The sequence below is a fragment of the Chloroflexus sp. genome (assembly GCF_049970315.1).
In the GTDB taxonomy this organism is placed as follows: Bacteria; Chloroflexota; Chloroflexia; order Chloroflexales; family Chloroflexaceae; genus Chloroflexus.
The window spans coordinates 21,411-39,694 of the sequence record NZ_JBMFNE010000018.1 but is presented as its reverse complement, the minus strand read 5'-3'; the positions used below and the strand labels follow the sequence as shown (position 1 = coordinate 39,694).

General features: G+C 55.2%; 15 protein-coding genes. 4 read left to right on the top strand and 11 right to left on the bottom strand.

The genetic code is table 11. The features are described from left to right. Positions 1-84 precede the first annotated feature (84 nt). Positions 85-606 (bottom strand): VOC family protein, encoded by a 522-nt coding sequence (locus tag ACP5OT_RS12695; RefSeq protein ID WP_428132308.1) that lies wholly within the window; start codon positions 604-606, stop codon positions 85-87. Positions 607-692: 86 nt separating this feature from the next. Then, the gene (locus ACP5OT_RS12690) at positions 693-845 is read right to left on the bottom strand and encodes a hypothetical protein (RefSeq protein WP_428132326.1); all 153 of its coding nucleotides are present in this window, start codon (positions 843-845) and stop codon (positions 693-695) included. Positions 846-1,156: 311 nt separating this feature from the next. On the opposite strand from ACP5OT_RS12690, the gene ACP5OT_RS12685 reads away from it, so the two are divergent. Beyond that, complete coding sequence (locus ACP5OT_RS12685; RefSeq protein WP_428113665.1) at positions 1,157-1,372, top strand: hypothetical protein; 216 nt, start codon at positions 1,157-1,159, stop codon at positions 1,370-1,372. 1,009 nt (positions 1,373-2,381) lie between these two features. On the opposite strand, the gene ACP5OT_RS12680 is transcribed toward ACP5OT_RS12685, so the two are convergent. From ACP5OT_RS12680 to ACP5OT_RS12660, 5 genes are all read right to left on the bottom strand, one after another. Continuing rightward, the gene (locus ACP5OT_RS12680; protein WP_428132306.1) at positions 2,382-3,551 is read right to left on the bottom strand and encodes an FAD/NAD(P)-binding protein; all 1,170 of its coding nucleotides are present in this window, start codon (positions 3,549-3,551) and stop codon (positions 2,382-2,384) included. Between the two features lie 223 nt (positions 3,552-3,774). Then, positions 3,775-4,029 carry a 50S ribosomal protein L28 gene (rpmB, locus tag ACP5OT_RS12675; protein ID WP_424676499.1) on the bottom strand — a complete coding sequence of 85 codons (255 nt, stop codon included), beginning with the start codon at positions 4,027-4,029 and terminating at the stop codon, positions 3,775-3,777. A gap of 150 nt (positions 4,030-4,179) precedes the next feature. Next, on the bottom strand, positions 4,180-4,545 hold the full coding sequence (locus ACP5OT_RS12670) for a SaoD/DsrE family protein (RefSeq protein WP_424676498.1): 366 nt from the start codon (positions 4,543-4,545) through the stop codon (positions 4,180-4,182). 69 nt (positions 4,546-4,614) lie between these two features. Beyond that, complete coding sequence (gene zigA / locus ACP5OT_RS12665) at positions 4,615-5,841, bottom strand: zinc metallochaperone GTPase ZigA (protein ID WP_424676497.1); 1,227 nt, start codon at positions 5,839-5,841, stop codon at positions 4,615-4,617. Positions 5,842-5,937: 96 nt separating this feature from the next. Beyond that, positions 5,938-7,563, bottom strand: a complete 1,626-nt coding sequence (locus tag ACP5OT_RS12660) for an aspartate:alanine exchanger family transporter (protein WP_424676496.1) — start codon at positions 7,561-7,563, stop codon at positions 5,938-5,940. 95 nt (positions 7,564-7,658) lie between these two features. On the opposite strand from ACP5OT_RS12660, the gene ACP5OT_RS12655 reads away from it, so the two are divergent. The 3 genes from ACP5OT_RS12655 (at position 7,659) to ACP5OT_RS12645 (ending at position 12,470) form a co-directional block, all read left to right on the top strand. Then, positions 7,659-7,976 (top strand): metal-sulfur cluster assembly factor, encoded by a 318-nt coding sequence (locus ACP5OT_RS12655; RefSeq protein ID WP_012615911.1) that lies wholly within the window; start codon positions 7,659-7,661, stop codon positions 7,974-7,976. A gap of 80 nt (positions 7,977-8,056) precedes the next feature. After that, a complete protein-coding gene (locus tag ACP5OT_RS12650; RefSeq protein WP_424676495.1) occupies positions 8,057-8,788 on the top strand; it encodes an amino acid hydroxylase in 732 nt (243 codons plus the stop codon). A 199-nt stretch (positions 8,789-8,987) separates the two neighbouring features. Next, positions 8,988-12,470 (top strand): ATP-binding protein, encoded by a 3,483-nt coding sequence (locus ACP5OT_RS12645; RefSeq protein WP_424676494.1) that lies wholly within the window; start codon positions 8,988-8,990, stop codon positions 12,468-12,470. A gap of 82 nt (positions 12,471-12,552) precedes the next feature. On the opposite strand, the gene ACP5OT_RS12640 is transcribed toward ACP5OT_RS12645, so the two are convergent. Genes ACP5OT_RS12640 through ACP5OT_RS12625 form a run of 4 tightly spaced genes read right to left on the bottom strand, consistent with a single transcriptional unit; the run spans position 12,553 to position 18,229 of the window. Further along, on the bottom strand, positions 12,553-13,419 hold the full coding sequence (locus ACP5OT_RS12640) for a YecA family protein (protein WP_424676493.1): 867 nt from the start codon (positions 13,417-13,419) through the stop codon (positions 12,553-12,555). A gap of 48 nt (positions 13,420-13,467) precedes the next feature. Then, the gene (locus tag ACP5OT_RS12635) at positions 13,468-14,289 is read right to left on the bottom strand and encodes a formylglycine-generating enzyme family protein (protein ID WP_424676492.1); all 822 of its coding nucleotides are present in this window, start codon (positions 14,287-14,289) and stop codon (positions 13,468-13,470) included. Further along, positions 14,286-14,894, bottom strand: a complete 609-nt coding sequence (locus ACP5OT_RS12630; RefSeq protein WP_424676491.1) for an FFLEELY motif protein — start codon at positions 14,892-14,894, stop codon at positions 14,286-14,288. The genes ACP5OT_RS12635 and ACP5OT_RS12630 overlap by 4 nt, the downstream gene beginning before the upstream one ends. Continuing rightward, the gene (locus ACP5OT_RS12625; protein ID WP_424676490.1) at positions 14,891-18,229 is read right to left on the bottom strand and encodes a tetratricopeptide repeat protein; all 3,339 of its coding nucleotides are present in this window, start codon (positions 18,227-18,229) and stop codon (positions 14,891-14,893) included. Before ACP5OT_RS12625 ends, ACP5OT_RS12630 begins: the two co-directional genes overlap by 4 nt. Positions 18,230-18,284 lie beyond the last annotated feature (55 nt).

The following is an 18,284-nucleotide window of genomic DNA, read 5'->3' as shown; positions in this document are numbered from 1 at the left end:
TCGTTGTGCCAACCGGCCAATATGCACATTCTTTTGTATTATATGCACATTTTCCCGAATTGTGTGCAAGTGAACTTCTGTCACTCAGCGATGGTGCATCGTGTTTGCCCGCATAGCCATCGTTGTTAAGACGACGCGATGACCAAACGGGTCTCCGACGTGCCATCCTGTTGGATGCTGCGTACAAGCGATACCGGTAGCCTGCACCCGTTCGCGAACCGGTGTGAGCGCTTCGTAATCTGGCAGCACAACCTCAAACCAGCGTAATCCGATTGCGTCAGAAGGCGCCGGCGGGATACCTCTGCCACGCCATGTATTCAGTCCGATGTGATGATGATAACCACCGGCTGAGACCATCGCCATTTGAAAACGGTGCATCACGCTCTGTACGTCAAACCCTAGCACACCATGATAGAATTGCACGGCTCGGTCGAGATTGGCGACGTGGAGATGGACATAACTGATACGAGTTGTGGAGTCAACCGGTGATGCGACCTCGTTAGGGGAGTGGATTAGACGTAAGAAGGCAGGGACATCGAGTGGTTCACGCCCATCACTTAAGCTACCATCAGTGCGGCGCGCGAAGAAGATGTCGTTCAGGGTCATCAAGGTAGGTCGATTTGGTCACGATGTGATCGGTTGGTGCGTGCGGATAGTTAGCTTGATAAAGTCGAGCTAAGGCATGGGCTAGTTCATATCGATTGGCTAGCAGAATGGCGAAGCAGGCCGCAAACTGTGCGATAGCGACGAGCGTGCGGTTGATGATACAAGACTAGGAGATCATCGCCACCTGCACCAAGATAGGCGACGCTACCATCACGGTGATGGAGGCGCAGTCCGATCAGGTGTTGGTAAAACGCCAGTGATCGCTCCAGATCGCTGATGGTGAGTGCAACCGTACCAATCTAGGTAGCAGGATGAAGACTGGTAGACATATGTATTCCTGTCCGATTCGCTGAAGTGTTGACCACAATGCGGTGTACCAGACGAATGCTACGATGAGCGTCGTAAAATGTTGAGCCATGATACAGGAACAATGCTGGGCGCGTGTCACTTTCCCACCGGGTATTTTAATAATTTGGTAACAATTTGGTACAAACGGATCATTATAGTGGAAAGGGAGGGGATAATTATATTTTGTTCAGCGGAGCTACCAATGCGCACTCGTCTTAAGCTCAAACCCGGCCAGCGTGGTACCAAAAAGCTGCAAGCACTGTATGGTGATCGCCTCATCTGCGTGCGTTACCGATACGATGCTGAGAATGGTCGTCGCCTGAAGACCATTGAGCTGATCGTAGAAGAAAAAGCCTGGATGCCGCGTGATCGGACCGACGATGACCAGCGTTGCTTCGACGATGTGGCTGCTGATTAGGTTCTGTCAAGGGATCAACCGATGTCCCGCTGATAACCATGCATTTCGTAAGATGCGTGATAGTACCGTTCTGCACGATCACACCGCTTTGGTGTCGTCTGACGATAGTTGGGGATGACCGGCTATAGGTTTTGCCGGTAGCGTCCGGTGCAGATGCACGCTACATCCGTTGGCACGATCACCAAACAAACGCGCGATGTGCTGGCACAGGCGTGCTCTTTAGCATGGATGAGTGACCGATAAGCACTGCAATCGCTGTCACCTTAGGCTCGTATCCAGCAGTGATACGAATGCCTGATCTGCTTCCAGATGATCTGAGCCTATGTGTTATCGTACCCCTGTCCTGGCGAGCGCAGCGAGACATCTTCGGAGTGAGCTGAATTGGTAGATTGCTCGCTGCGCGCGAAATGACAGGGGGGTGATGTGAAGATTGCTCGCTGCGCGCGGAATAACAAAAGAGGACTACCGGGACGTAGGATGGTGAGCGCCGGACGTCATCCTCCCCGTGTCATGTCGAGCGAAGCGAGACATCTTTAGCCGGTCACGGTGAGCGAAGCGCATCGGATGGCAAGATTGCTCGCTGCGCGCGAAATGACAGCGGGGATGATGTGAAGATTGCTCGCTACGCGCGAAATGACAAGGGGGGCTGTCGGGCTGTGGGATGGTGAGCACTGCACTGTCCTGGCGAGCGCAGCGAGACATCTTGAGCCTGGTCACAGTGAGCGGAGTGTGCCATTTCATTGGCTATCGCGTTCAGGAAGGTCGCGCGATGATACACCGGTGTTGCGGTGTCAGAACCGATTATTGCGCACATTGCAGTGGTCGTCCCCTGATCGCTCATGCCAATCAGGTATGGACAACAAGGGCGCTCGTCGTGCCACTTGCGTAGTACGTCAGTCCGTGACGTATCGTCGGTTCTCTTGCCTACCGGAAAGGCGCCACCGGCACACTCATTCGGCAGATAGAACTTAGCGTTTACCGTTCTGTAGTACCAAGATATGTGCGGCGCTTAGCCGCGTATGTTGTTTGCCAGCCGTTCGCCGGCGTGTCGCGCCCCCACGATGTTACGGGCAACCGGACCAAGCTCGAGTTCGGCTAATGCTCCACTGACGTATAAACCCTGTGTCCACCGGAGATCAGGCCTAACAATAGGATAACCACACGCCGCTACCGGCAAGTCATACACCGCAATCGCCTCATCGAGCCATGGGTACCCTGGTCGCTCTCCGGTGAGGCCAGTGGCAAGAATAACGGTTGCTGCGTGCAGCGTTGCATCGCTGAGCGTTAGCGTGATTCCGTCATCATTGTTGTAGTCGGCAGCATGTACCTCATCGATCACAATCTGCAAGCGCTTATGTTGAACGGCGGTGATCAGGGTTTGCGCCACCTCAACCGGCATTGTCCCTGGTAAACGTGCTTGGTTGATCATGGCACGACGATATCGCATATCAGGTTCAGCGTGAAAGCGACGCAGCTCTTTCGGTCCCATCCATCCCGGTGGGCTATCAAACGGTGCAATCTTGATCGGGTGCCGCATCACAAGGGTGACAGACGTTGTTGTGCAGAGGGCAAGGGCAAGATGTGCAGCACTGATTCCACCGCCAACAATGACAACACTCGCTCCGGCACCAATGCGCGTGCGGTCAAAACCCGGTTCGTAGAGATGGTGTATCGGCGCACCGGCAGCCCGTAGTGACGATGCCCATACCGGCCAACGAAGCTGTTCACCGATCCCAAGCGCCAAGATGACATTGCGCGCAGTGATTGCTCCTCGATCCGTTTCGACGCACCAACCTGCCTCGCGACAGACCAAACCTTTGACGCGACCACGTTGGGTCAGATCGACGAGTCGGTACCGTTCGATCAGCGACCAACTATGGGCGCGAAAGATCGCGAGCGAGGGACGCTGGTAGCGACCGTGGAAGTGATGTGCTTCGGCTCGAGTGTGTTGCGCAAAGCGCAGCAGATCGTGGGGATCGGGGGCAAGATGATGTACGACCGTTGAACGCAGATAACGCATACCGCAGGCGGTGGTACACGCTTCCCAGTGAGCAAGGAGTTGTTCGTGGCGGTCGATGATCTGCATTTGATCGGCAGCGATGCCGCACCGTTCGCGTAGCACGAATGCTAGATGCACACCGTGAATCCCACCGCCGACAATGAGCCAGTTTAGGTCCATATTGCATGCATTGAGAAGTGTACGATTGTCTAGAAGATGTCGAGCGAAGCGAGACATGATAAGGAAGGGGATGGGGTGCAGTCCGCGCCGTGACCAGGGCCGGCGACCCTCTCGTGTCATTGCTAGCGCAGCGAACAATCTAGCCATCCGTTTCACGACGCTTGAAATGATAAGGTCCGGCGACCCCTTCATGTCATTTCGAATGCAGCGAGAAATCTTGCCATTACGAGCGTGATCGTCGCTCGATGTCACGTAAGGTAAGACCACGATCGCGGAGAGCCTGTAGCAACCCTTTCCGTTCGATTTCACGCAGAGCTGTGGCCGAGAGTTTTAGCTTTACATACCGTTGCTCTTCGGGGACCCAAATGCGCCGTGTTTGCACATTGGGCAACCAGCGTCGATTGGTGCGGCGTTTTGAAAATGAGACATGATGACCAAACGATGGGCCTTTTCCGGTGAGATCACAACGACGAGCCATGGCTGCAATCCTTTCTTCTGAGCGAGCAACGTTGTTGCACAACGTCGCTCACCTTTCGGCGGAATGCGAGTTCTATCTTTCTACTTTTTCTACTCTTCGTCATCGTGTTACACAACGTCGCTCACCTTTCGGCGGAATGCGAGGGGAGCTTTACAGCGTAATCACTTGATCGGGCGGGTTTCCGGCCAATGCTGCGTATAGATCGGGGAAGCAGCCTACCTTCACCCCGGTTACCGTCCCTTTCACCACACAATTACCCGGCTCTCCTTCAGCTAAACCGCGTTCAAGGGCGCACTGGTCACACATCATCAGAAGGATGCCGTGCTCGGCTGCCACGTTCGCCAACCGCTCTCCCATCGGGTCACCGGCGCGGAGCAGATAGGTGTTGTCGTCGAAAAAGAACATCCCAACGACCTGCGCACCGTGAGTACCGGCTTCTAGTTGCGGCAGAATCATCTTTCCTAGCTTGTAGCTGGCCGTATGGCCTGAGGTCGCAAAGATATACGCGACTTTCATTGACTTCCTTCCCTTCTGTTACTAGTGTAGGACGTCGTCCTACATGTCATTTCACTACTAACGTGAGCCTTAATCCTCATCGGCGGTCCACATCATCTCCCAACTACCGAATGGATCGGGGAACGTTGCCCACTCGCTAGGGCCAAGACGCATCTCAGCATCGGTCAGCAAGCAGGCGGTAAGTTGGCGCCGAAGGGCATCTTCGTCCATATCTTGACCGATGAACACCAACTCCTGACGGCGATCACCCCATTGCGCGTCCCATAACGCAGCCAATGCTGCTTGTTCGGTAGGATCGGTAGGTTGCTCGTCGCTTGCTGCCCACCACCATCCGCCCGGCTCGATCCGGCAAGCAGCCCCGGCCTGCGACCAGATGCCACACTGATTCATACGGGTTGCCAGCCAAAAGATACCTTTTGAACGCAAAACACCCGGCCATTCGCTGTGGAACAGGTCCCACAAACGTTGTGGGTGAAACGGACGGCATGCCCGAAAGACAAAACTGGTAATCCCGTATTCTTCGGTTTCAGGCGTGTGTTCACCACGCAACTCTTTCAGCCAGCCTGGCATCTGCGCTGCGCGCTCAAAGCTGAAGCGGCCCGTGTTGAGGATGTGATCGAGCGGTACTCGTCCGAAGACACTACGGATAAGGTGTGCTTCTGGGTTGAGTTTGTGCAAGAGTGCTTCAAGCCGATCAAGATCATCGCCGGCAACCAGGTCAGTTTTGTTGAGAACGATCACGTTGGCGAATTCAACTTGTTCGATCAGCAGATCGACGACCGTGCGATCATCATCGTCGCTGACGGCCAACTGCCGATCACGTAATTCATCGAGCGAGAGCAAATCTCGCGGAAAATTGTACGCATCGACAACAGTTATCATTGTATCAAGGCGGGCAATATCGGCAAGCGTTGTCCCATCAGGACCGGGAAACGTGAACGTCTCGGCGATAGGAAGTGGCTCGGCGATGCCGGTTGACTCGATCAGCAGATAGTCGAAGCGCCCTTCGCGAGCCAGGCGGGCTACCTCCAGCAAGAGATCTTCACGCAGTGTACAGCAAATACAGCCGTTGGTCAGCTCGACCAGGCGCTCTTCGGTGCGACTGAGTGCGGCTTCACCGGTACGGACGAGGTGCGCGTCAATATTGATTTCACTCATGTCGTTGACGATCACAGCAACGCGCAAGCCGGCCCGATTGGCCAGCACATAGTTGAGTAGTGTCGTCTTACCGCTGCCGAGGAAGCCGGAGAGTACGGTTACCGGTAACGGTGATGGCTGGTTGTTCACCCGATCCATATTGATACCTTATCTCGATTAATAGGAAACAAAGGAACGCTGTTAATCTCCACAGCGGCACTCAAAATGATACATTATATCATTATCTTTGTCAAATCAGCCACCGAGAAGCAATTGCGCCAGAATAATTTTGACAATCGTTGCCGTTGGGTAGACCATTGCGTAGCCGATGTTGGGCGCTTCGTTGCCGGTTTGTTCATTAGCAAAGGCCAGCACAGCCGGTTGGGTTTGTAAACCGGCCAGCATGCCGATCAGAAGACTGAAGGGTATCTTCAGCAGCTTATAGCCGATGGCAAGGGTGGCAAAAGCCACTGGGACGGTAATCAGGGCGCCGCCGAGAAAGAGGAGTAAGCCGTTCCCTTGGGTGAGCGTGGTGACGAAGCTATAGCCGGAGCGCGTGCCTACCCCGGCCAAGAACAAGGTCATACCAACTTGCCGTAAGGTCAGATTAGCACTATAGGGTAAGCTCCAGACGATAGGCCCGGTACGTCCACGCCAGCCGAGAATGAGAGCAACGATCAACGGTCCACCGGCTAATCCGAGCGAAAAGGTGCCACCACCGGGTAAGGGGAATGGGATTAGGCCAACCAGCATCCCGATGGCCATCCCTAATCCGAGGGAGACGACATCGATCTCGGCCAGCGAGCGGTATGAGTCGCCAAAGAAGTGACTCACCCGTTCCATATTGTCGCGATGGGTGACAACGCGCACACGGTCGCCCAATTCGAGCACCGTGTCGCCGTGTGGCAAGATTTCGGCATCACCGCGACGGATACGGGTAATGACCGCTCCCATAGTCGACGGTAAGTTGAGGTCACGCAGTGGTACTCCCACAATTTCATGATTCGAGACAAAGATGCGACGAAAGTCGAGGGTATGACGGTCGAGTTCGAGCTGTTCGGGAGCTATCTCGCCGATGGTTCGAGCAACGCGCTCAACTGCTTCGGGTGCGCCCACAATATTGACGCGATCGCCGGGCATGAAGGTGGTGGTACGAGTAGCAATCTCGATATTACCGTTGTGTTGGTAACGGCTGAAGATGACGTTCCACTTGTTGTGTTTCACCAGCTCGCTAATGGTCTGGCCGGCAATGGCCGGATTGGTAACCAGCACGGTACGATTGATCAGATGTTCTCCGATTGCACCGAGTTCACGGAGCTGTTGGGCTTCGTAAGTCAAGTCAATGCGCCAGAGCCGGCGGGTTAGGTAGATGGCGAGGATCATACCCAGTACACCAACCGGGTAAGCTACTGAATAGCCGACTACCGGTTCGGCGCGTTGCGCTTCATTCGCACTGATCCGACTAAGCTGTTCGATAACTGCGGCGAGGGCCGGTGTGTTGGTCAAACTACCGGCGTAGAGACCGGCAGCTTGGGCACCGTTGAGGCCGAGTGTCCATCGGATGAGGAGGGTTATTCCGGCGGCAGCGACCAAGATACCGCCGATAAAGAGGTTGTTGCGTAGCCCACGTTGACGGAGTGAAGCGACGAATCCGGGGCCACTGCTCAGCCCAATCGTGTAGACGAAAATGACGAGTCCCAGGAGATAAATGATGTCAGGCAGACGTAAGCGCTGGTCGATTGCACCAAACGCTAGCCCCACGAACAGAACGGCGGCGACACCGAGGCTGATCCCGCCGATTTGGATGCGTCCGATCAGGTAGCCAATCGCTGAAACGACGAACAGTAACAGAAGCGGATTACCGGCTAGGAGTTCAATCATCGTTATGCTTTCTGGACCCTATGAACCATCTCGTCAGGTCCCGCTGTGTATGGTATCATGAAGTCGACAATTCACCGTTAAGAAAGAGGGATCGTATGATTACCGAAGATATGGTGCGTGCTGCGCTGAAGAATGTCGTTGATCCGGAGATTGGCCTCGATGTGGTCAACCTCGGTCTTGTGTATCGGATTGATATTCTCGACGGTGGTAAGACGGTCGACATCGATATGACGCTGACTACTCCGGCGTGTCCGGCGGGGCCGCAGATTTTACAACAGGCTCAACGCGAAGTGATGGCGCTGAAGGAAGTCTATAAAGAGTTGGAAAACGTAAAAATCAATCTCGTCTGGACGCCCTTCTGGAATCCGTCGATGATGTCCGAAGAGGCGCGCGAGGAACTTGGCTTCTTTTAGGTTGTGACGGGCGGCGAGCTTTGCTCAAGCTCGCCGCCCGTTGTTGTTTTTGGCGACATTCAATACAAGGAGGTATTGCAATGGCCACGATCGCTCCACCTGCGTTACCCGCCTACACCGATGAAGATCACGCTGTTTGGGCTACCCTCTGCGCTCGCCAAGTTCCGCGTCTTGAACGTTATGCCTGCCGACTGTTTCGTGAAGGCTTTCGCAAGCTCAATCTCGATTTGCAACGCTTGCCCGATCCGATGCAGGTGAGCGAGCGTCTTGCCGCGATGACCGGCTGGACGCTGTGTGACGCACAGAACGAGTATCTCAATCCGACCGAATGGTTTGAACACATTGCCGAACGTCGGTTTCCGGTGACGAATTATATTCGACGGATGGATGAACTCGACTTTACCCCACTCCCTGACTTGTTTCATGAGTATATCGGCCATCTAGCTTTTTTCACCGATCAGCGTTTTGCCGATATTGCTCAAGCGTTTGGTCCACTCTATTTTGCTGGCGACGAGCGGCAGCGCCTCGAAATTGCTCGCCTCTGGTGGTATAGCATCGAGTTTGGTTTGATCCGTGAAGATGGTGAATTGCGTGCGTTCGGGGCCGGTTTGCTTTCCTCAATCGGTGAGTTGGATCACGCCTTTGCTCCAACGACACCACGGGTACCGTTTGACATCCGACGGGTGGCGAATACGCCCGGTGCTGCATATTCGATGCACGAGACCTACTTTATTCTCGATGATTTAGAACACGTAGCGCGGATCCTGCGCGAGTATGCGGCGATGGAGGGTTTGCCGCCGGTCAATGTGTGAGATGCGAATACTCGGTAGTAGGAGGTATCTTCTACTTGCATCAACGCTCTAGTTTCGGGGTTTTGCGTATGTAACACCGAAGAAGGTAGGAGGCGCAGTGTTTTCTGCGCCTCACTGTCTTTCACCGAACAAGTTAAAACGCGGTAAAATAACAAGCATGATTGATCATCTACCTGCGGACTCGAATGACCATGCCGCTGTGAGGTGGCTCACAATTGCCACGACTCTCCTCAATGCGAGTCATTTCGCCGAGTTTGAACAGCGAGCGCTTTCCATCTTACCGTTAGTGCTGCCTCGTCATCAGGTGGCATTGCTGCACGAGTCGCCCGTTCCCTCCTCCCTCGATCCGATGACCATTGTGCGTCCACTCGGTGAAGGTGAAGTATGGGGTTGGTTGTCGATCCGACCGACAACTCTGACCGATGCCGAAGTGGAGGCTTTAGCAGTGATTGAACATTTGCTCGTGGTTGGGTACGAACGGGTTAAACGGCGTGTAACGCAATATCGGTTGCGGCAACGGCTGCAAGTGGAGGTCGAGGCATTGCGCGATTCCGATGATCCCGATCTCCTGTGCCGTCAACTGGGTCAACTGCTCGGCGAGCTGATCGATTGTCCGGTCAATATCGGCGTTGTGATTCCATTTCGTTCTAGTGTGTGGCTAGAGCTGGTGGTGCAGTATAACGCGCGATCTGAGGATGCCCAGCGTAGCCATTTTTGGCCGATGAGTACCGATCTGAGTGGAGCCGTGATGAAGCTGGGTGTGTCGATAAGTTCAACCGACTATCCGGCCGATTGTGCGCGCTACGATGTCCGCCCCCATCCCGACTACGAGGCGACCAATACCACGCCGCTGTATTGGGTTGGGGTGCCGATCCGTGCCACCGGTAAGACGCTCGGTGTGGTATACGCCTGGATTATGTCCGAATTGGCGTTGCACGATGATCAACGTCGCTTGCTTGATGATGCTGTCTACGCTGCCGGTTATTTGCTACGCCCGATTGTGACCGGTCGCTTGGCTGTTGAGGTGCAACAACAGCGGGAAGCGTGGCAGTCATTGGTGGCAGCCGGCCAGCACGTTCTCAATCCGGATCATGCATTGCAAGAAATGCTCGAAATGAGTTGTCGTTTGTTAGAGGTGGATGGTGGTGGTTTGTTTATCTTTGATGAACAACAGTACGAGCTGGTTTTTCGCTATGCAGCCGGAGAACATACGCAGCAGTTGGTAGGGATGCGTGTATCGTTGCACCACAGTATTATCGGTCAGGCGTTTGTAACCGGCAAACCGGTGATTGTTAATGATGCGCTCAACGATCCGCGCCGAAGTTATGCCATCGATCGATTGACCGGCCTTACCTGTCGCAATCTGATGGTTGTCCCATACATCTCACCGTCCGGCGCACCGATCTGTCTAGAATACGTCAATCGCCGTCGCGGTGCGCCTTTTATCGAGCATGATCTCGAGCAGGTTGCGATCATTGCGAACCTAATAGGGTTGCTCATTGATAAGAGAAGTCAATTAACCCAGGTCGAAACCGTTATTATGCAACGGGTTCGTGATATTGAACGGCTGAATACTGATTTACAATCGGTACTAGTTCTGAATCGCGAACTGTTGGTTGAGCAGCCTCCTGATCAGCTCTTCCGCTTGATCATCGACACGATTGGTCGCCGGATGCAATTTCGCAGTGCGGCGTTGTTTGTCAGTCGTCGTGAACATCACATTCATCAAGTGTTAGAATGTGTCGCTGCCACCGGTGCGCTCATCGGTGAATTTCCGCTTGGTACGCACGTCTCTGCCAATCAGCTCGATGTGTTGGTCAATGAGTGGTCGTTTGGTGAACATTGTGTCATCCTCAATCGGCGTAGTCAGAGTTTTGCGGTGTTGTTTGATCGCGTCCGGTCGTCCGAACCGCAATTACCAGATATTGGCGCAGCACAATGGAATGATGGCGATGTGTTGCTCGTTCTGTTGCGAGCCGCAAATCGTGCAGTGCGCGCCATCTTGCTTCTCGACCATCCGGTGAAGGGGCAGCGCCCAGATGTTGCCGATCTCCAAGCCCTAACCGTCTATGCCAGTATTGCCGGCACGGCGATTGATATGGCGCTGTTGCGCAATCGCCAACAACAGAGCCTGGCCCGGCTGACCGCGCTCAACAGTTTGGGGATGGTTATCAATACCCAATCGTTGCCCGAACTGCAAGTTCTCGAATTGACTGCCCGCGGTATGATCGAGCTGGTCGATGCCTTATGGGCGCAGATTGTCCTGCTTGATCACCGCTCCGATGATCTGCGGCTTGAACGGTCTATCGGTACGGCGAGCCTCGAACCAGACGTTGTCCAAACCCTCGCTCGCCGCGCATTGGTCAAGCGGCGTCCGGCCTTTCGCTCAGCAACCACAGTAGCAGTTCCGTTGCGGGGAACCCAGCGGATGATCGGTGCAATTGTGATCGGTGGTGAGCAGGCACTCGATTCGGCGGATGTTGAGATGCTCATGCTGTACGCAACCCAAGCAGCAGTAGCGGTCGAGAATATGCGTCTGCTTGAAGATGTTCGGCGTGGTCGCGATCATTTGGCGCAAGTGATGGCCGCCGTACACGATGGTTTGCTCCTGATTGCCGCGAATGGAACGATCGTTATTGCCAATGAAGCGTTGTATTGGTTAGCCCATACGGCCGAGTGGTTGCCACCGCTGACAAATATGAATGGTGAGTTGTTCACCGACCTGTTGAACCGCTGGACTGATCAGCGTAACCTCGATCCCGAGACGGTGGCACGCTTGCAACGATCGTTTACCGTAGCAGGTGCCCACGGTGAGTTGATCGGTCAGGATGGGGTGTTTGCGTGGACGGTGACTCAAGCCGGTGATCTGGTGCAAGATCGTGTGCAGACGTTTTTGCTAACCATCCGTGATGTGACGGCGGCTAAAGAGGCTGAGCAGTTGCGCGATGATTTAACCCATATGCTAATCCATGATCTGCGTCAGCCACTGACGACGATTACGTTAGCGTTTGAACGCTTGATACACGAGTTGGGTGATCTGTTCACCGAGCGTCAACGGCAAGCAGTGCAAATTGGTCTGAACAGTACCAAGCGGTTGCTCAATTTGGTGAACACCATGCTCGACATTGGCCGGATCGAGAGTGGGCAAATGCCGCTTGAGCGTGAGCCGTTCCCGATTGAACAGGTGATCGAGAGTGTTATCAATCCGATTTCTATCCAGGCGCAGCTTAAAGGCGTGCAGGTGGTGTCTCGGATCGATCCAGCAGTACGTATGTTGCTCGCCGATAGGGAGATTATTTCCCGTGTGCTGCAAAACCTCCTTGATAATGCCCTGAAGTTTAGTCCTGAGGGTGGGGTGATTACGATTGAAGTAGGGCTTAAGCCGACAACAGGCCAGCCTCAGCGATGGACTCTCTCGGACGAACTGACGGTAATTGTGCCCGGTGATCGGATGGCCCATATTTCTGTCCACGATCAGGGGTCGGGGATTCCTCTTGAAGATCAGCAGCGTATTTTTGACCGTTTTCGACAGTCCGGTCGTCATCGTGGTAAAGGGAGTGGTTTGGGTTTGACGTTCTGCAAGTTGGCGATTGCTGCCCATCAGGGGATGATCTGGGTGGACAGTACGCCTGATCACGGGAGTACGTTCCATTTCACCCTACCATTGGCCGAGATCGAGTAGGGGCAGGTCGTTGACACTGCCCCCGTCTCGCCCAACGGTTGCCGGTGGGTCTACCACTGCGCTCGGTGCCTTCACAGCACTACTATCGTTCCTCGACGTTCTGCTCTGCTTCCTCGCCCAAGAGACGCTGCCGGGTTTCAGCAACAAAACGCTCGATCCGTTCGGGGTCGGGTTTGTCAGTTGGTAACATCAGGACGAAGTGGTTAAAGATTTCGGACCGCTCACGTACCAGGTCAGACCAACCGGCCTGTGGCTGTTCATGGCGAAGTGCTGCCAGATAGATGTTGGCAAAGGTGCGTAGTGGCTCGGCTGTGTCAGGTGTAAGGTGAGCTGCCGGCCCGGCAAGGTAGTAGTTAGGCGTGTTCCGACCCAGCGGCGTATCAACCGGTACCAGATGGCCGACGATCACTTCGCCGAGTTCAAGGCGCAGCGAGGCATGACTGTCGGCTAAGATCAGCTCTTCATCGGTGAGTAGGTTGCGAATATCGGCGCCGGCATTGGGATGGAGCCGCTCGACCCGGTAGGGCTTCAGCCGTATATCGATCCAGGTAGGCAAGAGTTGGCGTTCCAGCGGCATTAGTTCATGCTCGTCCATCGTTGCGGCTAGCCGTGACACGAGCGTGTGCCCATCTGCTTGACGGTAGTCGAAGGCAAACCACGTCATAAAGCGATCGGCGCCGTAACCTTCCCAGGTATTCAATTCGGCCAATTGCTCAAACCGGTAGCGGCCGTTCCAATAGCGATCAAATGCGGTTTGCAGATCACCGGCATCAGCGTTTACCGCCAAGTTCATGATCCGCTTGATGAGGTCGTCTTGAGCATTGCGTAAACGCAGTTGCTGGCTGCGCCACTCTTCTTCCTGCCGCAAATGGCAATCTTTATATTTGCGGCCACTACCGCAGTAGCATGGGTCATTTCGGCCAAGCTTTGCTGCTCCAGGTCGAGCCATATCAATACTGCTCCTCTAGCTCGTCATATCAAACGATGTGCTGACGCATTATACGTGATATTCAGGGATGCTCAACGCCAACCGCATTCCTAAAAAGGGATTGCGCATCGTTGGCAGTAAGCGAAAGCGGCAAGCGCACCGTGCATAGCCGGCTGGGTTGGCATAACAACCACCACGGAGAATTCGTCGGCCCGGCGCCTTTGGGTCTTCACGACCATCATCGGGGCGGTACGGGTACGGATAATCGAGTGAGGCAGTCCATTCCCACACATTACCGGCCATGTCTTCAATCCCGTAGGGGCTACGTCCGTTGGGGTACGTACCGGCTGGGTTCGGGGCAGCGCGCCCACTTTCACGTGTATTGGCGAGCTGCGGATCGAAATCGTTACCCCACGGGAAGTGCCGACCATCGGTGCCACGCGCGGCGTGTTCCCATTCGGCTTCAGTTGGGAGGCGGAAGTGCAGGTGGGATGGTGGCGATACAGGCTGACCGGCGCTGTCAATTAGGCGTAGGGCAATCGTGGGTTGCTGATTGAGCCACGCACAGAAGGTGCGCGCCTCGTGCCACGTAACATCAATGACCGGCAGTGCGGCTAATGTCGGTGGTGGCACCGGGCCGTGCCACGACGGTGATGGTGGAACGGCGCCATCGGCGACGGCAAGGCTATAGAGCGCTGCACTAAGCGGCGTTTGGGCAATGGCAAACGCCGGTAATGAAACCTCGTGTTGTGGTGTTTCCTCGTGGTAGCTTTCACGTGTCCCGCCATAACGACGGGCGAGATCACTTGTCTCGCGTGCCGGTGTGCCCATTCGGAAGGTTCGCGCCGGGATCACAACCATCACCGGCATCAGTTCGGTAAGGTGGTTCATCGTTGATAAATGCGATTGAGACGGTCGAGTTCACGCCGATAGATCGTCTCGGCAAAATGGTCAATCGTCGTTACATATTGTAAGGCTTCGTAACCGCGCCGTAAAAAGGCATGTACCTCGCTAATGCCAACGAGGCGGGCAACGAACGCTGTCTGCCGCAGTGTCATCCCGATCAGGGATGAGCGCGAGAGTTGGAAGACATTGTACAACGAACTACGCACGAGGTTGAGCTGCCGCAAACGAGCATCGTACTTATCGGCCACGCGGTAGAAGTGTTCGTACAGCGTCTCATCGAAGTCGGTTCCTACGTTGGCTGCCATCATCCGTTGTGCTAGATCATCGTCAAGTTGATAGGTAAGATCGAGCAATTCGAGAATCTCCTCCAGATCACGGAGATGCACACCGGGGAGGAGGTCGATAAAATTGGCCAGCCGACGGCCTTCTTGATCGCGCCGGCTAAAATCGCGCGGGCCGTACATTTCGTTGAAGAAAAACTCACCGAGCGGCTCGTATGCCGGTACTTCTGACAGATCGCGGTAATCTCGCCGGAGACGGTTCGATTGAAAGATTTGGAGAGCAATACGGTACTGTCGCAACGTGTTCATGGCAAACGTTCGAGTTGGGCGCGTGCACGTTGTCCCCATTCGCTCGTTGGCTCACGACTAATAAGAGTTTGATACGCATCACGGGCAGCAGCGACGTTTGCCTGATCCTCGGCGATCAAGCCACTGTAGAAGATAGCTTCACTGTAATCAGGGTTGAGCGCGATTGCCCGTTCTATCGCCTGCTGCGCGCTCTCGATGCGGCCTTGTGTGTAGTAAGTGCGGCCAAGCCAGTAGTAAGCTTCGGGAAAGTTGGGCTGGAGCGTCACGGTGCGGTTGAGATCACGGATCGCCTGGTCGTAATCGTTGTCACGAATTGCCAACAGTGCGCGGCGGTAGAAACTCTCGGCAATGCGGTCGTTGGCGCCGATGGCTGCATCGTAAGCGGCACGTGCTTCGGCAAAACGACCGGCTTCTTGCAACAACTTGCCGTGAAAGAGATGCGCTTCAGCGTAATTGCTCCGTTGGCGCAGGGCTTGCTCAACCGTTTGTAATGCTGCATCAGCTTGACCAAGGGCATGTTGCGTTTGGGCTAGTCCAAGCAACGCTTCAGGGTAGATCGGTTGTAGCTCCAAGGCACGTTGGTACGCAGCACGGGCACGGGCGAGTTGACCGCTCCGCAAGAGAGACTCACCAAGCCAGAACTGAGCAGTAGCATTCGTGTCGCCTCCCGGTAAGGCTACCGCGGTCTCGAAATAGCCGAGCGCAATTCCCCATCGTCCCTGCTCACCGGCCAATTCACCCAAACCGATGTGGGCAGCGATAGATTGCGGGTCAACCGCCAGCACTTGCCGATAGTAGTCCTCGGCGGCAGCGCTATCGTTACGGCGGCGCGCAATGTCGGCGAGCGTGAGCAACGCATTGACTCGCGCATTGATCGCTTCCGGATCATTCCGATTCGCCGTCCGTTGTAGTGTTTGGAGGGCTGCTTGCGCTGCTGCTTCGAGACGATTGCCGATCAGATACGCGCGGGCCAACAATTGATGGGTCGTCACCGAGTCGGGGTTCAGTTGCAGGGCACGCTCAAGTGCCTGTATCGCGACCGTCGCGGTGTTGCCGGTCAATGCCGCCTGACCGATGGCAATCAGTTGATTGAGATCGTTAACACCCTGTCCCAACGCGATACGGTACTGGTCAATCGCCCGATTGGGCTGATTAAGCGGACCTTCATACAGTTCGGCCAGCCGGAGGCGGGCATCGAGGTTTCGTTCATCAAAGGCAATGGCATCACGTAATCTGCGCTCGGCTTCGGTCAGTTCACCGAGCCGGATGTAGGTCTCTCCAAGTTCAAACGCCGCAACCGTTGAACGCGGATCAAGGGTGAGGGCATCAAGATACACCGCGGCCGCCTCTTTGGGGTAGCCGGCATCGTTGTACAAGCGGGCCAACTCAATCGCCGCTTCGGCAGAGGTTGTTGCCAACGGTACGAGTATCCGTTCTGCTTCAGCAAAGCCACTGACTCCACTACGCCGGAGTGCGCGGGCGAGATTCACAGCCGTGTACGGCGACTCTTGCCATGCAACGAGCGCACGCCAGTGTTCAATAGCTGCCGGCCAATCACCGTCAGTTTCGGCAAGGCGCGCAAGAGCCACATGCGCCGGAAAGAAGCGGTTATTCCGTTCGAGGGCGGAGCGAAACGCGGTTACCGCACGTTCCCGATCGTTACGCGCGAGTGCTACCTTACCGAGGCCTACATAGCCATCGGGTAATTGTGGGGACTGTTCGATGGCCTGCTGATAGCTTTCGTTTGCCGCATCGAGTTGCCCATCAATTCGCAAGGCAAAGCCGAGGGCGAGTAATGTGAACACATCGTCCGGTTGTTTATCACGCAATTGCCGTAATTTCTCAATGGTCGGATTGTCAACGCGCGTAGTACCGAATAGGGCGATGAACCACTGGTTTGGTCTGGCATTCGTTTGACCGTCAACTGCTTGAAGTGCGGTTTCGATCAGTGCAAGCGTGCGAGATTGACGATAAGCCAGTTCTTCATTGCGTTCGGCTTGCCCGGTTGCCATAAGGCCGGTACTGGGGAAGATCGCTGCTTCGCTCGCTGCGCGTTGGCGCCACAAGCTGATCGCGCGGGTGCTGTATTCGGTGGCCGTGCGCAGTTGATCGCGTGTCTGTCGGAGATCGGCCGCGGATGGCAAGAGTTCGGCAGCCTCGAGTGCCCAGGAGAGTGGGCCGGCCAGTGGCAGTTTCCGCTCGATCCCGATCAGAGCGCGCTCTTCGGTCAGGAGGCTGTTCAGGCGCAACTCAACGGCCGTCCGTACTGCTAAAGGCGTGCGCGCCAGGATCGCGGTTTTCACCGTTTCAACCCGAGCGAGGCAATCTGCTGCCTTATCGAGCTGACCGTTCTCGCGATACGCGGTAGAGAGGAGTAGTTCCAGCTCCGGGTGGGGTGGCAACAGATTGCGGGCCTGCTCCAGATCGGATACGGCATCACCGGCGCGCTGTTCACGTAACGCCCACAAAGCGAGGTTTACCCGTAGTTGACCGAGATCGCGACCATCGAGGAAATCAATCGCTTCGGTAAACAGACGGAGCGCCTCAGGGTCTTGGGCATCAAACAAGATCGCACCGAGGTTGTTGGTTAATAGCGCCTGATCACTATGTGCAACGGCAAGGGCTGCTTTGTATTCGGTTGCAGCGGCGGAATACCAGCCTCGTGCCCACAAGAGATTGCCACGCAGGATGTGCGGGAGCAGTGGCGATACTTGCGGATTGATTTCGAGCAGTTGTTGTAACCGTTCGACGGCCAAATCGGTTTCGCCGTGGTGATAGGCGGCAAGCGTAAGGAGGTATGGGACAAGCGTCGTTTGGCCGTTCATTGGTGCGGTACTCAGCACAAAGTGGTGCGGAATTGCAAAGCGAATGGCGAAGGTGTGCCAGCTTTGGCTCACGTCAATATTGTGGGGGAGATAGATAAGTTCAGGTCGCAGACTAGGACTATCAAGAATACCGCCCGCCTCCACCGATCCCCACACCAGAATGTCAGCATTCGTCTGTTGCGCTAACGTTAGTGCCTCAGCACTGTTTGTCGGGCGGGTACGGCTTTCGATCACCTGTACAAGGTTATCACCTTTACTCCGCAGTTGGCGCGCCAGTGCGTCGGCAATCTGTTGACCGGTACGGCCATCTTGGTCGCTAAACGGTGCGACCACAATGACAAACCGCGGATCGACCGGACGGAATAGCACGAAGAGACTGATGAAAATGCCGATGATGGTGACGATGAGTAATGGTCGGCGCCAGCGCCGAGGATGCCGTTGCGTAGTTGTTCGCTCGCGATGTTCCTCACTCTCGCTCTCGGTCGGTGTTCGTCGCCACGGCCATCGCATGATCTCGCTCCTTGCCCACAACGCTCTCTGGTGCCCTCATTGTAAACAGTTTTCG